Genomic DNA, 13,937 nt, shown 5'->3' on the forward strand with positions numbered 1-13,937 from the left:
AGCAGCCCCGCGTTGAAGAAGAGGTGTTCGTGAGCTTGCTGAATCCAACTGGACCCGTCGAACGGCCACTTCGTGTCGTTGCCATAGGCGGCGGAACGGGCCTCTCGACGCTTTTACGCGGGCTCAAACAGTATGTCCCGGTTCAGGACAGGCGCAGGCGCTCGCGCGTCGAGGCGACCGTAAGGGGTCCTCGCGGAGCTGCTTCGCATCTGATCGGAGAGCTGACCGCGGTCGTGACGGTAACCGATGATGGCGGATCCTCCGGACGGCTCAGAGAAGACCTCAACATTCTTCCTCCCGGCGATATCCGTAACTGCATGGTGGCCCTATCGGAGGACGAGTACCTCCTGGCACGGCTGTTCAAATATCGCTTCAACCAGGGGGAGTTGGACGGGCACAGCTTCGGGAATCTCTTCCTGGCCGCGCTCTGCCACGTAACCGGGGACTTCGCGCAGGCCATTCAAACTTCGTCGCAGATTCTGGCCATACGGGGCCGCATCTTTCCTGCCACGACAGAGAATGTAACCCTCGCTGCCCGGATGGATGACGGTTCCCTCGTAAGGGGTGAAACCAATATCACCCAGAGCAGAAAAAACATCGTGGAGTTGATGCTGGATCCCGCCGAGGTCCATCCCCTGCCTGAAACCCTCGAGGCCATCGCAAACGCCGACCTCATCACCCTTGGGCCCGGTTCGCTTTATACTTCCCTCATCACCAACCTGCTGGTTCGCGACATACCGGAGGCGATTGCAGCCTCGCGCGCAACCCGCGTTTTCATCTGCAATCTGATGACCCAGGCAAATGAATCCCTGGGGCTGACGGCATCGCAGCACATCGAGAAGATTTTCGATCACTCGGGCAGCACCGGAAGCCAGCTCTTCGACTATGCGCTGATCAACAGCGCACCCATCTCGCCAGCGACGCTGGCGCATTACGCACGCGAAGGGCAGGAGCCCATCGTCAACGATCTGGATCGAGTTCGCCAGCTCGGCGTAATGCCAATTACCGGTAACTTTCTCCACGAAAGCGAAGTGTTGCGCCACGACTACGACCTTGTAGCCAAAACCCTGCTGGAGCTCTGCCTTTCCCGCTCCGCGGCGGCGCAACATGCTTGACAGAGGGGATGCAACCGATGACAACCGAAGTCCCCTTCTAGACGGTGAAACCCTCCGGCTGGAACCACTCTCCAGGGATCACCTCTGCGGCCTTGAGCAGGTTGCCTTTGAAGACAGCATCTGGCGGTACATGCTCGTCAGAGTCAGGAACAGAAGCGAACTTGAGGCATGGATCGAGTCGGCCCTCGCTGCGCAGGCCACCGGTCAGATTCCATGGGTCACCATCCTCAAAGCAGAGAACCGTATCGTCGGATCGACACGGCTGATCGATCTCGATAGGCGTCACCGCACCGCAGAGATCGGGCATACCTGGATTTCGCCGCGTCTGCAAGGCGCTAGCGTAAATCCCGAAGCCAAGCTCCTGCAGCTTCGCTACGCCTTTGAAGATCTGGGCTTGAATCGAGTAGCTTTCAAGACTCACCACGAAAATCTGCAATCCCAGGCTGCGATTCGCAAACTCGGAGCGGTCTATGAAGGGACCTTCCGGAATCACTACGTCATGCCCGACGGTTCGCTACGCCACAGCCTCTGGTTCTCGATCACGCGGGAGGAGTGGCCGCAGGTGCGATCTCGACTAGAGGATCGGCTGCGGGCAGGTCGACCGTCCGCTTGAGCTGACCGCAGGCAGCGTAGATGTCGCGTCCGCGCGGACGGCGAATGTAAGCAGGCATTCCGGCGTCGATCAGCATCTTCTGGAACGTCGCTACATCCTCGGGCTTCGGCTGTGTGTAGGCGATTCCCGGCCCCGGATTCCAGGCAATCAGGTTTACCTTCGCCCTCATCCCTTTCAGCAGGTCCAGCACCTCGCGAGCGTGTTCAGGCTGGTCGTTGACGCCTCCCAGCAACACATACTCGAACGTCACCCACTCTCGCTTGCCCAGCGGAAGCGTGCTGACCGCATCCAGCAGCTGGGCGATGTTCCACTTGCGCGTGATGGGCATCACCTGCTCTCGAACCGTGTCATTCGAGGCATTGAGACTGAGGGCCAGCTTCGGCCTGAGCGGTTCCTGCGCAAATTTTCTGATGGCCGGTTCAATCCCGCTGGTTGAAACGGTCATGCGCGATTCAGGAATGCCGATCTGTTTTACCAGCAGCTGAACGCTACGGATGAACTCGTCATAGTTCAGGAAGGGCTCACCCATGCCCATAAAGACGAGGTTGATCCTGTCCTTGCCGATCTTAATTCCGTGCCGGTTCAGTACTGCGACAACCTGCCCGGCAATCTCGCCCCCGGTAAGGTTGCGCTTGATCCCCAGCTTGGCCGTCAGGCAGAACTGACAATTCACTGCACATCCCACCTGGCTCGAGATGCAGATCGTCGCCCTCCTGTAACCGCTCTGCTCGAGCGCGCCCACATTGCGCAGATCCCGGTTGCCAAGATTCCGCTTCGCGCCTTCCCCAAATTCGGAGGTATTGCCCTCGAGACCATCCGCTGCTTCCTCTTCGGCCGAGGCCTCGCTGCCATCTCCACGCTCTCCACCATCGCCGTCAGGCATCCAGACGGTCTCTACGGTCTCGCCGTCCCGCAGGCGCATCAGGTAGCGCTCGGTGCCGTCCACGGAACGCGCCGCCTGGACAATCCAGGGGAGTCCGACTCCGTATCCTGCCTGGACCAGCTCGTCCCGCAACCCAATCGGCAGGACGGTGATCTCGTCGATCCCTGTAACTCTCTGACGATAAATGGCTTCTACAATCTGATTGGCGCGATACCCCTTCTGGCCGAGGCTCTCCATCAGGGATTTCACCTCGTCCGGAAGCATGCCGAAGAGAGGGTTTGCGGCAGCTTGCTCGCCAGAATCTATCGGCTTTATTTTGTTCAACATAGGATGCACAACTTCACCTAATACCCTTGCCTTCTATAGTTTACGCCCATTCCTGTAGCTGTGAAACAATAGAGCCATGGCAGCGACCACTCTGATTGAAGATATCCGCCTTACTCCACGTATCTCCCGCAGCATCCGCAAAACCATACTTCCCAATGGCCTCACCGTGCTGACGGAAAGCATGCCGCACCTGCGCAGCGTCTCGATGGGTGCGTGGATCGGCTCCGGCTCTCGCGACGAAGCACCTGAGATCAACGGGCTCTCCCACTTCGTGGAGCACATGGTCTTCAAGGGAACCACTTCTCGCTCGGCACGGCAGATTGCCCGCGAAGTAGATACGATCGGCGGAAATCTCGATGCCTTTACCGGCAAGGAGACCGTCTGCTTCAACATCAAGGTGCTCGATGAGCATGCCGCTCCCGCCCTCGACGTGCTCTCCGATCTCGTCCTGCATCCGACCTTTACCCCCGAAGACCTGGACCGCGAAAAGGGCGTCATCCTCGAGGAGATCAAGATCGATGAAGACAACCCGGATTATCTGGTGAACGAGATGTTCACTCAGAACTTCTGGAAGGGCGATGCCCTCGGTCGGCCGATCCTCGGGACCAAGAAGACTGTCTCAAGCTTCGATCAGGCCACGCTGCTCGACTTTTATCGCGATCGCTTTACGCCACGGAACATTGTTTTTTCGGCAGCCGGCAATCTGGAGCATGAAAACTTCGTCGCCGAGGTAGAGAGCCGGTTCGGAGCGTTGGCCCCCAGCGCGAGTCGCGTCTTCCCCCGCCGCGAAGCGCCTGTCTCGACTCCCCACATCACCCTGAAGCGCAAGAAGTCACTTGAGCAGGTGCAACTTTGCCTTGGCGTCCCTGCCCCCGGAGTAAGCCACTCTGACCGCTATGCGATCTATCTGCTGAACAGCATCCTTGGCGGAGGAATGAGCTCACGGCTCTTCCAGACCATCCGTGAGGATCGCGGGCTGGCGTACTCCATCTTCTCGGAGATCTCTCCCTTCCGGGATACGGGATCGCTCTGCATCTACGCCGGCGTTGCCGTCGACAAGACCATGCAGACCATTCAGCTAACCATGCGGGAACTGAGCCGTCTGAAGCAGGAGGCGGTGAGTGAAGCTGAGCTTGGCCGCGCCAGGGATCAATTGAAGAGCAACATGGTGATGGGACTCGAAAGCGGCTCCAGCCGCATGGCGAATCTCGCTCGCCAGGAGATGTACTTCGGTCGCTTCTTCGGCGTCGAAGAGATCACCCGCGAGATCGAGGCCGTCACGCCCGAGGATATTCAACGGCTCGCCAATGAACTCTTTCGGTCGGAGACCATGGCCATGGCCCTGCTCGGCAACCTCGGCGAGATGAATGTCGAGCGCGGAGACCTCGCCTGCTGATAGAGTTTTGAGTTGTCGGATAACGACGCGACACTAGGCTATGAGGATCACGATGAAGGCACAGTACCGGCGAGATATGGAGCAGAGCTACAAGGAATTCACCCAGCCGAAGGAAGAGGGCTTTACCCTGATCGAGCTGTTGATCGTCATGTCGGTCATGCTGATCCTGATGACGCTGGCGGTTCCCCAGATGTTGAAGCTGACCAAGCAGGCACACGAGACCTCGGCCATCCAGTCGGTCCGGACCATCGTGCAGGCACAACTCCAGTACAACTCCATGTATCCCGGCAATGGCTTTTCTTGCGCGCTGGGTCAGCTTGGTGGAGATCCAAAGTCGGGGGCTCCGTCGTCTCAGGCGGCACAGCTGGTCGATGTCGGTCTGGCCTCAGGCAACAAGGCTGGTTACACGTTTACCATCACTAACTGCAACAAGGTGACGGTAAACAATCAGGACATGTATACCTCCTACGAGGTAACCGCAGTCCCGAACTCGGTGGGGAAATCAGGTGACCGCGGCTTCTGTTCTGACGAGAACAACCGCATCACCTTCGATCCAGCGGGCGGAACCAACTGCACGCAGCCCATTCAGTAATGCTGAAACGAACTTTGTTGCTGGCGGTCGCTCTCGCTGCGCCGAGCCTCGTCCGTGCACAGGACGCAGATACTCTGCTCCGCCGCGTCGACGAGCACTATAACCGGCTCACGTCGCTGCGGGCGCGCTACACCGAGCATTACGCCGGAATGGGGATCGACCGCACCGAATCCGGAACGCTGCTGCTGAAGAAGCCTGGCCGCATGCGCTGGAGCTACGACCAGCCCGAAGGCAAGCTCTTCGTCCTGGATGGAAAGTTCGCCTGGTTCTACACGCCGGGCGACGCCCAGGCCCAGCGCCTGCCGGCGAAGCAACTCGACGATCTTCGCAGCCCTTTGCGCTTTTTGTTGGGACACACGCAACTGAAGAAAGAGCTGGATAGCCTGACCGTCACCCAGGACACCCACGGTATTCATATTGCTGGGGTTCCCAGAGGCATGGAGCAACGCATGCATCGCCTGACGCTTGACGTTACCTCAACCGGAGAGATCCAGCATATGCGACTCGAGGAGATCGACGGGGCGATTACGGAGTTCGCCTTTACCCAGGTGCAGGAGAACGTGCCCACTCGCGAAGCCGATTTCGTCTTCACGCCTCCTGCCGGCGTAACCATCGTCGACGCCCTCTCCCCGGTCTAACCCACCAATTTTATCTGTTTGTTACGGGAATCCTTGACGATTCTTCTTGCGCACCCTTTTCTGTGCGCAAGAGTAGACTTTACAAAACGAAGAGAACAACCCGCGCGTGGCCGCTGACCGCGCAGAAATGCAGATTCTCAATGCAGACGCTAAGTGTAAACACTCTAACTACCGAAGAATTCTTTACCGCCGTCCATTCCCTCCGGCCCAACATCGCGGTCTTTGACTGCGATGGAACCCTCTGGTCTGGCGATGCCGGCTCCGGCTTCATGAAATGGTCCATTGAGACCGGATTGGTCTCGCGCGACGCCGCCGATTGGATCGACGGGCGCTACCGTGCCTACCATCGCAACGAGGTCTCCGAGATCGCCATCTGCGGCGAGATGGTCCAGCTTTATCAGGGTCTCCGCGAGGACGAGCTTCGGCGCGCGGCTCGTGAGTTTTTTGTCGCCCGCATCGAACGGAACATCTTTCCCGAGATGCTTAATCTCGTCAACGATCTGCGCGCCAGCGGAGTCGAGATCTGGGCTGTAAGCTCAACCAATGACTGGGTCATTGAAGAAGGCGCACAGCGCTTCGGCATTCCCGCGGAACGCGTGCTCTCCGCCCGGGTCGAAGTGAAGAATGGCATCATCTCCGATGTCCTGCGTGACGTTCCGACCGACGAGGGCAAGGTCGCTTCTCTCAAGCGCGTTGGTATTACGTCACCGGACGCTGTCTTTGGAAACTCGATTCATGACGCGGCGATGCTGGCGATCGCGTATCGAGCCTTCCCCGTGAACCCAACCCCGGCTCTCATCGAACGAAGCGCCCAGAAGGGCTGGCCTGTTTACTATCCCGCGTCCGTCGCACCCCATTGAGTACGATTCGAAATGCGTTCGCAGGCGAGTTCGCGTCTAATACTGGAAGACAGTGAAAGAGCCGATTCGCAAATTGAGAGAACCTATCGACCCTGCCGCAGCGCCCAAACCCGTGAGGCTCGTGGTGGCTGCGCTAATTCTCCGCGATACCGACTCTGGACTCGAAGTGCTCGTCTGCCAGCGCAAGCCCGATCAACCGATGAGCCTCAAGTGGGAGTTCCCCGGAGGAAAGATTGAATTGGGCGAGACGGCCGAAGGTGCTCTCGAACGTGAACTCAACGAAGAACTGGGGATCGTAGCCACGATTGGCCGACGTATCGCCCGAGTGCGCCACAAGTACCGCAATGGTGGAACCATCGACCTCCAGTTCTTCATGGTCCGCGAGTTTACTGGAAGTCTCGAGAACCGAATCTTCAATGACATGCAGTGGTCGCCGCTTGAGCGCCTGACGGAGTTCGACTTTCTGGCCGCCGATCTCGGGCTCATCCGCGATCTCTCCGAAGGAAAACTTCTCTGATTCAGGTCTTGTGATTCCAAAGCTCTGCCTCAGACGAGGGAGACCTTTTGAAGTCCCATTAGCTGCCTCCGTGAATCCCATTCCACATCAGCACCAGCGACAGGCAGATCACAATAGCCGCCGTCAACCAGGCGACGACATTGAACCAGCGCGAGTTCGTGTACTTTCCCATAAGTTCGTGCTTGTTGATCAGCCGCAGCATAAAGATCAACACCACCGGCAGCAGGACGCCGTTCAGCACCTGGGAGCCGATGATGACCCGGATCAGGGGAAAGTTGGGAATGAGCACGACGGCTGCGCCCAACGCCAGCAGCAGCGTGTAAAACGAATAGAAAAAGCGCGCCTCCTTGAAGCCCTTGTCCAGGCCGCTCTCCAGTCCGAGTCCCTCGCAGACCGTGTATGCAGTCGATAGGGGTAGAATGCATGCCGCAAACAGCGAGGCATTGAAGAGTCCCGCGGCAAACAGGATAAAAGCATACTGTCCCGCGAGCGGCTTCATGGCGTCGGCTGCGTCGGAGGCCTCGCCGATATTACGCATTCCATGTGTATAAAGCGTAGCGGCGCAGGCAACGATGATGAACCACGCGACAACATCGGTGAAGATTGAGCCCACAATCACGTCGAGTCGCGAGTGCTTGTACTGGCGGATCTCGATTCCCTTTTCCACGATGGAGGACTGCAGGTAAAACTGCATCCAGGGTGTGATCGTGGTGCCGATAATGCCAATCGTCATGTAGACGTAGTTCCGGTCGTTCCAGACACTGCGGCCCGGAAGCTTCACCGTCTGCACCAGGGCTTCGTGCCAGTTAGGGCCGCTCAGAACACCGGTAAAGATATACGCGATATAAACCACGCTGGCGGCAAGGAAGACCTTCTCCACGCTCTTGTAGTCGCCCTTGACCACCAGAATCCAGACGATAAAGGCGCTGATGGGCACACTGATGTACTTACTCACGTGGAAGAGCTGCATGCTTCCCGCGATGCCTGAAAACTCCGCCATCACATTGCCGAAGTTCACGATCACCAACAGGATCATGACGAAAAATGTGATCCGCAGGCCGAACTCCTCACGAATCAGGTCGCTGAGGCCCTTGCCCGTGACGACGCCCATTCGGGCGCACATCTCCTGGACAACGATCAACGCCAGCGTAATCGGAATCATCGTCCACAGCAGCTTGTAACCGTACTGTGCGCCCGCCTGCGAATAGGTCAGAATTCCGCCGGAGTCGTTGTCCACGTTGGCCGTGATGAAGCCGGGGCCGAGAACGGCAAACAGCAGCATCAGCCGGTTTCTCCATCTGCGCCACAGTGTCATCGAAGCCCCTTAACTCGCGAAGAGAGGAAAGTGTCTCGGTTGACCTGTATGGAGGCCAGCCCAAATTGTGCGGTGAACCGGGTGAGTTACCCGTCAGCCTTTAGAGTACTCCGTCAGGACGAGAATGGTCGGCCCCATCCTTTCATTATTCGATGCCCAGCTGCTTCCAGATCGCGTCGACTCGCGACGCAACTTTCGGATCCATCGTCAGCATCGGCGGCCACGGTCGATCAAACCCCTCGGCCTTCCACTTCCGTGTGGCATCGATTCCCATCTTGCTTCCGTAGTTCGGCAGGCGACTGGCGTGGTCCAGGGAATCGACCGGCCCCAGGGTGAACTGAATATCGCGCTCCGGGTCGATGTTGTTGGTCGTCCGCAGCACCACCTCGGGGATATCGTGAACGTCGCAATCCTCGTCGACGACGATGATGCATTTGGTGAACATTGCCTGCCCCATCGCCCAGATGCCATTCATCACCTTCCGTGCCTGCCCGGCATACGACTTGCGGATCGAGACGATCATCAGGTTGTGAAACACACCCTCCGGAGGCAGGTTCACATCCCGGATCTCCGGCAGCGTGAGCTGCATCAACGGAAGGAAGATCCGCTCCACCGCCTTGCCCATCCAGGCGTCCTCCATCGGGGGCTTACCGACGATCGTGGCTGCATAGACCGGATCACGACGGTGCGTGATGCAGGTAACGTGGAAGACCGGGTAGTCATCCTGCATCGTGTAGAAGCCCGTATGGTCGCCAAAGGGGCCCTCGCTTCGCAACTCGCCCAGCTCCACGTATCCCTCGAGGACGTACTCTGCATTTGCGGGGACGTCGAGATCCACCGTCTCGGCCTTTACCAGCTCCACCGGCTTCTGCCGCAGGAATCCCGAGATGATGTACTCCTCTACGTCCGGCGGTGCGGGAACGATCGCGCTGAAGGTCGTCGCCGGATCGGTTCCGATGACGACAGCGACTTCCATGCGCTCATTGCGTATTTTTCCCAACGTGATCTGGGGAATTGTATCGAGAGACTGCGCCGCCGCCGTTCCGCCCGCCGTGAGGGCCATCAGGTCGACCGCGGAAGCGGCGTCGCCCGAGGCGGCACGCAGACGTTCGCGCATATGCTCCGCGGCGACCTTCTGGCGCTGCCAGTGCATTCCCGTCGTACGGCCGTCGTAGACCTGCATCCGGTACATCCCCACATTACGCTTGCCTGTCTTCGGATCGCGCGTGATCACGCAGGGCAACGTGATGAAGCGGCCGCCATCGTACGGCCAGGTCTTGAGTACCGGAATACGGTTCAGATCGACATCCGCGCCGCGCAGAATCACCTGCTTGCAGGGTGCTTCCTTCGCGGAGACCATCTTCGGGAAGAAAGCGCCCACTTCGGCCAGCTTGGGCAGCATCTTCAGCTTATCCATCAGGCTGGCCGGCGTCTCGGGCTTCAGCAGAACGCGAATACGATCCGCGATCGCATCGAGCGAGTCCGTCTCGAGCGCAAGCTTCATTCGGCGCTCGCTGCCGAACTGGTTCATTAGGACACGGGCGCCGGGATACCCCTTGACGTTTTCAAACAGCAGCGCCGGTCCCCCGGCCTTTGCGGTGCCTCGGCCAAGTTTGGCGGCACGGTCTGCGATCTCCGCCATCTCGAGGACAGGGTCGACCTCAACTGTGATGCGCCTCAGCTCTCCTGCTTTATGCAGCGCGTTGATCCATTCGCGCAGATCGTTGTAAGCCAATTCCCTCTCCTGCCGCAACACGTGCGGGTCCGCTGTCTATGGTAACGGGTTGCGAGTTGAGGGAAAAACCCTGGAATCACAACTTCACGAAGATCTTCTTCCGCCAGAGAATCCAGTTGGGAATAAAGCACACCAGGACGAAGGCAATCGCGAAGGCCACCGACGTATTGTTTGTGGAGCCGTTACCGGCGAAGATATGCCAGTACACCCAGCCCCAGCCAGTAAGCGGCCGCCCGTCCGGCGCCGTCCCCGGCATCTGAATCAGAAACAAGGTCTTCTCCACGATTGCCGCCATGACATACGCCACAATTGCGTTCGAGCCGAAGACGAGCCACGGCCAGGTAAGCCATCTGCCAACCCGTGTCTCGTGAAGTCGCCGAATGTCCACGAGCCAGTAGCACACGCTGAGCCCAAGCAGCGCGCAGCCGGCGGCAAACAGCACATACGAGCTCGTCCAGAGCTTCTTGTTAATCGGAAACCAGAGATCCCATACCATCCCGGCGGCAATTCCAAGCACACCAGCCGCCAGCATCCCCAGGGCGCACTGCGTTCGCGTAATCGAGGGCGACTTGCCCCCGGCGCGACGAAGCCACAACGCCGTCACCGCTCCCAGCAGCGTGGTGCCGACCGCCGGAATCGTACTGAGAATCCCTTCGGGATCGCGAGTTCCTTCGTAAAGCCTTCCTGTATGGATCGTCTGCTGCAGGAATCCCATCACTCCGCGGTCGATCCATGCTGCAAGATTCCGATCCGGATCGAGCAGCGGAATCTCGTGTGTCGGAGTTCCGAACCCTGGCACCGGGACAAAACGCATCAGCAGCCAGTAGCTCACCAGCAGGCCAACCGTAATCGCCAGCAGATTTTTCGCCTTCTGCGTTGTCAGGCAGATGAGCCCTACGATCAGGTAGCAAAGCGCAATCCGAGGAAGAACTCCGTAGATACGCAGGTGCGTGAACCGGAAGAAAGGGACAAGATTGATCAGCATGGCCACGACAAAGATCGTCGCCGACCGTCGCACCGTATGCAGCGCAAGCTCACGCCGGCTGGCTCCTTTTTGCAGTCGAGCGTGGATCGACAAGATAATCGCGATCCCCACGATGAACAGAAAGTTCGGAAAGACCAGGTCGGTAAGGGTCCAGCCGTTCCACGCGGCATGTTCCAGCTGCGTGTAGACATGTCTCCCATCGCCCGGGTCGTTCACCAGAATCATGAACGCGATCGTGATGCCGCGCAGAACATCAACGGAAAGCACGCGCGAAGAGGGCGCCACGACGGTCCTCGAGGACGTGGCTGTTGCCGAATCAGTAAGCGTTGCGGAAAGTTCAGACATGGTGATCCATGATCGCTCAGAAGGCACCCTCCTGTGCAGTTTTTTCTGCGGGAACAAAAACGGAGCCGAAGGGGTCTAAACCTCTACGGACGCATTCCTCGCAAATGCGCCCCTGGATCGGATTCGGTTCGGAGGTGGCTATGTTTGAGGCTAGCCTTGTTGCGTCGCAGATCACACCTGTCTCGGCAACCCGACGATGGACGACAGCAGGGTCCATCGCGCTGCAGGTCTCCCTGGCGGCAGTCCTGGTCGCCCTTCCCCTGCTTCACCCGGAGCGCCTCTCCCTCCATGTGGAGACGCCGCTGGTCTTCACGCCTCCTCCTCCCCACCCGCCACTGCCGCAAGCGCAGACGCATTCCGCAGGTCCGCAGAACGCGCCCCTCCCGTCCATCCCAGTCACGATGCGTCCGCTCGTTCCCTCCTTCGGGCATCCTTCTCCAGATACTGGCACTCCATGGATTGGCCCGACTCTTCCTCCTGGCATGGGAGAGACACTCCCAGGGGCGCTCACGAGCGTCGGGAATGGCAGCGGCCCCGCGGTGACGGTAGCTATAGCTCGGCCCCCAAAGACGGTGCATATCTCCGAAGGCGTCTCGGCGGGACTGCTGATTGCTCCCATCCGTCCGGTCTATCCGGCAATCGCACGCGCCGCAGGAGTCTCCGGCAAGGTCGTCATAGAAGCCGTCATCTCGAAAAACGGCACGATCGAGAGCCTTCACGTGGTCAGTGGACCAGAGATGCTGAAATCGGCAGCCATCGACGCCATTCGAACGGCGCGGTATCAGCCCTTCCGCCTGAACGGCGAGCCGGTCGAAGTCCAGACCACCATCACGGTGAACTTCACGATGGGGCGGTGATCGACTCTAGAGAACTGGCAGCGCCGTTTTGGACTCGGAGGATGGAGCCGGGGCAATCTGACCGGGCAGTACAGCGGTAGTAGGCGTATCGACGATGTAGTCCACCAGAGGATAGCCGGCGTTCTTCCAGCCGTCGAATCCTCCTCGCAGCGGACGAACACGATAAACACCCATCTTGTGCAGCTGCAGCGCAAGCTTGGCGCTCGTCTCCTCGCTCGGGCATGTGCAGTAAAGCACGACGTCCCGATCCCGAGGAATGATCTCGCTGTGTTGGCGGATCTCGTTCGGTCCGACCCGCAGCGCGCCCGGAAGGACCCGAGGATCCGGAAGATAGTCCAGTGGATGACGCAGATCCACAATAAACGGAGGCGTATTTCCCTGCTGCTGCGCCAGATCGATCATCGCCTTAAGTTCCTCCGGCTCCAGCCGCAACTTCCGGACCTGCCGCAGGAACTTACGCTGCTTCAGGATTCGATGAGCCATAAGGCCCATGACCATCAGCACGAAGATTGCGAAGGCAAAGTGTCCGAGCCAGTGGAAGAAGGACGCACTTCGCTGTGCAAGGTCGCCGAAGAATCGTCCCGCCAGAAGAAAGGTCTCAGCCCAGAGGAATGAGCCCGCCATGTCCCATAAGAGAAATCGGCCATAAGGCATGCCGATTTGTCCCGCGATGGGAGGCGCAACCGTACTCAACCCTGGAACAAATTTCGAGAACAGCAGCGTTGCAGGTCCTCGACGGATGAAGTAACCCTCCGTCTTGCTCACGCAGGTGGAGGCCTCGAAAGAGAGACGGCACAACAGCCTCAGGACGCTGTTTCCATACCTCCGTCCGAGCGCGAACCACATCGAATCGGAGAGCAGGCAGGCCGCCAGCACTGCCAGTAGCGCGTAAGAATGGTTGATCCGATGCGTCGCCGAAAGAGTACCCGCCGTTAGCAGCACCGGAATGCTGGGCACGGGAACCCCAAGCTGTTCCACGAGCACCCACAGGAACAGGATCAGGTAAGCGTAATGTACGAAAAAGGCGAGCGCGATCGGCATAAACTGCGGTCCATCAAACGGGTGATGCGGATTGGATGTTCGTACGTACCTTAAAGATACACAGCCCGGCGGCTCAGAGAGCTGCCGGGCTGCGAACTTATTTCACGCAACGATTATTTGTCAAGAATCAAGGGCATCTCTACCAGATGCTCGCTCAGGAACCAGGACTGCAGCTCATTGGGCCGCAGAACGTCGCTCACCGCCAGGTCGTTCGTTCCCTGGTCTCCAGCCTTGTCTGCTGCTTCGGCGAGGTCGAGGCAGCTCTGGATGATGAGCTTGTGAGCCTCGAGGAGACGCGAGATCTGGACCGGTACCTCTTCCTTGCCGCGCGGGGGACGCGCGATCTTTGTCATCTCGGCGGCATCGCCTCCCATGGCGACCGTCACGCCGCCAAGCAGCTGAACGCGTTCCGCGATGGTGTCGACGATCTCGACCTGTTCGCCAAAATGCTTGTCGAACAGAAGATGCAACTGGTAAAACGTCGGTCCCGAGACCTGCCAATGATGCTTCTTGTACATATCCCGCAGCGTGATCGAATCTGCAAGCAGCTGGTTCAGCGCCTTCACCATCTCGACTCTTACGTTTGCACCAAGCGCATGAGGCAGATCCTCAATCACCGTGCCAAACTTTTGAATTTCACGGGCGTGTGCGTGCCAGCGCGGCGCAACCGAAGCATCGGCTACTTGGTTCTTCTTAAGTGCAACAGCCATATCCACCT

The 13,937-nt window shown here is 58.8% G+C and carries 14 protein-coding genes; 8 read left to right on the forward strand and 6 right to left on the reverse strand.

The window, feature by feature from the left end:
- Positions 1 to 29 precede the first annotated feature (29 nt).
- Together BDD14_RS04920 and BDD14_RS34305 are read left to right on the forward strand one after the other, a co-directional pair.
- Complete coding sequence (locus BDD14_RS04920) at positions 30 to 1,115, forward strand: gluconeogenesis factor YvcK family protein (protein ID WP_130417824.1); 1,086 nt, start codon at positions 30 to 32, stop codon at positions 1,113 to 1,115.
- Positions 1,108 to 1,728: a GNAT family N-acetyltransferase gene (locus BDD14_RS34305; RefSeq protein WP_130417825.1), complete on the forward strand. Its 621-nt coding sequence runs from the start codon at positions 1,108 to 1,110 to the stop codon at positions 1,726 to 1,728. The genes BDD14_RS04920 and BDD14_RS34305 overlap by 8 nt, the downstream gene beginning before the upstream one ends.
- Here BDD14_RS34305 and rlmN read toward each other — a convergent pair.
- Positions 1,655 to 2,938 (reverse strand): dual-specificity RNA methyltransferase RlmN, encoded by a 1,284-nt coding sequence (rlmN, locus tag BDD14_RS04930; protein WP_130417826.1) that lies wholly within the window; start codon positions 2,936 to 2,938, stop codon positions 1,655 to 1,657. The genes BDD14_RS34305 and rlmN overlap by 74 nt on opposite strands.
- Positions 2,939 to 3,014: 76 nt before the next feature.
- Here rlmN and BDD14_RS04935 point away from each other — a divergent pair, with 76 nt between their 5' ends.
- The 5 genes from BDD14_RS04935 (at position 3,015) to BDD14_RS04955 (ending at position 6,941) form a co-directional block, all read left to right on the forward strand.
- Positions 3,015 to 4,334, forward strand: a complete 1,320-nt coding sequence (locus tag BDD14_RS04935; RefSeq protein WP_130417827.1) for a M16 family metallopeptidase — start codon at positions 3,015 to 3,017, stop codon at positions 4,332 to 4,334.
- A gap of 52 nt (positions 4,335 to 4,386) precedes the next feature.
- On the forward strand, positions 4,387 to 4,926 hold the full coding sequence (locus tag BDD14_RS04940; RefSeq protein WP_242617742.1) for a type IV pilin protein: 540 nt from the start codon (positions 4,387 to 4,389) through the stop codon (positions 4,924 to 4,926).
- Entirely contained in the window at positions 4,926 to 5,564 is a 639-nt protein-coding gene (locus tag BDD14_RS04945) for a LolA family protein (protein WP_130417828.1), read from the forward strand. Before BDD14_RS04940 ends, BDD14_RS04945 begins: the two co-directional genes overlap by 1 nt.
- Positions 5,565 to 5,704: 140 nt before the next feature.
- A complete protein-coding gene (locus BDD14_RS04950) occupies positions 5,705 to 6,424 on the forward strand; it encodes an HAD family hydrolase (RefSeq protein ID WP_130417829.1) in 720 nt (239 codons plus the stop codon).
- Positions 6,425 to 6,476: 52 nt separating this feature from the next.
- On the forward strand, positions 6,477 to 6,941 hold the full coding sequence (locus BDD14_RS04955) for a (deoxy)nucleoside triphosphate pyrophosphohydrolase (protein WP_130417830.1): 465 nt from the start codon (positions 6,477 to 6,479) through the stop codon (positions 6,939 to 6,941).
- Positions 6,942 to 6,999: 58 nt separating this feature from the next.
- Here the strand turns inward: BDD14_RS04955 and BDD14_RS04960 are convergent, their stop codons facing one another.
- From BDD14_RS04960 to BDD14_RS04970, 3 genes are all read right to left on the reverse strand, one after another.
- Entirely contained in the window at positions 7,000 to 8,256 is a 1,257-nt protein-coding gene (locus tag BDD14_RS04960) for an Nramp family divalent metal transporter (protein WP_130417831.1), read from the reverse strand.
- Between the two features lie 145 nt (positions 8,257 to 8,401).
- The gene (locus tag BDD14_RS04965) at positions 8,402 to 9,991 is read right to left on the reverse strand and encodes a UbiD family decarboxylase (protein WP_130417832.1); all 1,590 of its coding nucleotides are present in this window, start codon (positions 9,989 to 9,991) and stop codon (positions 8,402 to 8,404) included.
- Between the two features lie 76 nt (positions 9,992 to 10,067).
- Positions 10,068 to 11,321, reverse strand: a complete 1,254-nt coding sequence (locus BDD14_RS04970) for an acyltransferase family protein (RefSeq protein WP_130417833.1) — start codon at positions 11,319 to 11,321, stop codon at positions 10,068 to 10,070.
- 140 nt (positions 11,322 to 11,461) lie between these two features.
- Between BDD14_RS04970 and BDD14_RS04975 the strand changes: the two genes are divergently transcribed.
- Positions 11,462 to 12,178 (forward strand): energy transducer TonB, encoded by a 717-nt coding sequence (locus tag BDD14_RS04975; RefSeq protein ID WP_165419926.1) that lies wholly within the window; start codon positions 11,462 to 11,464, stop codon positions 12,176 to 12,178.
- A 6-nt stretch (positions 12,179 to 12,184) separates the two neighbouring features.
- On the opposite strand, the gene BDD14_RS04980 is transcribed toward BDD14_RS04975, so the two are convergent.
- Both BDD14_RS04980 and BDD14_RS04985 read right to left on the reverse strand, forming a co-directional pair.
- Complete coding sequence (locus tag BDD14_RS04980; RefSeq protein ID WP_130417835.1) at positions 12,185 to 13,219, reverse strand: VTT domain-containing protein; 1,035 nt, start codon at positions 13,217 to 13,219, stop codon at positions 12,185 to 12,187.
- A gap of 113 nt (positions 13,220 to 13,332) precedes the next feature.
- Positions 13,333 to 13,929: a Dps family protein gene (locus BDD14_RS04985; RefSeq protein WP_130417836.1), complete on the reverse strand. Its 597-nt coding sequence runs from the start codon at positions 13,927 to 13,929 to the stop codon at positions 13,333 to 13,335.
- Positions 13,930 to 13,937 lie beyond the last annotated feature (8 nt).

It is taken from the genome of Edaphobacter modestus (assembly GCF_004217555.1).
GTDB classification, from domain to species: Bacteria; Acidobacteriota; Terriglobia; order Terriglobales; family Acidobacteriaceae; genus Edaphobacter; species Edaphobacter modestus.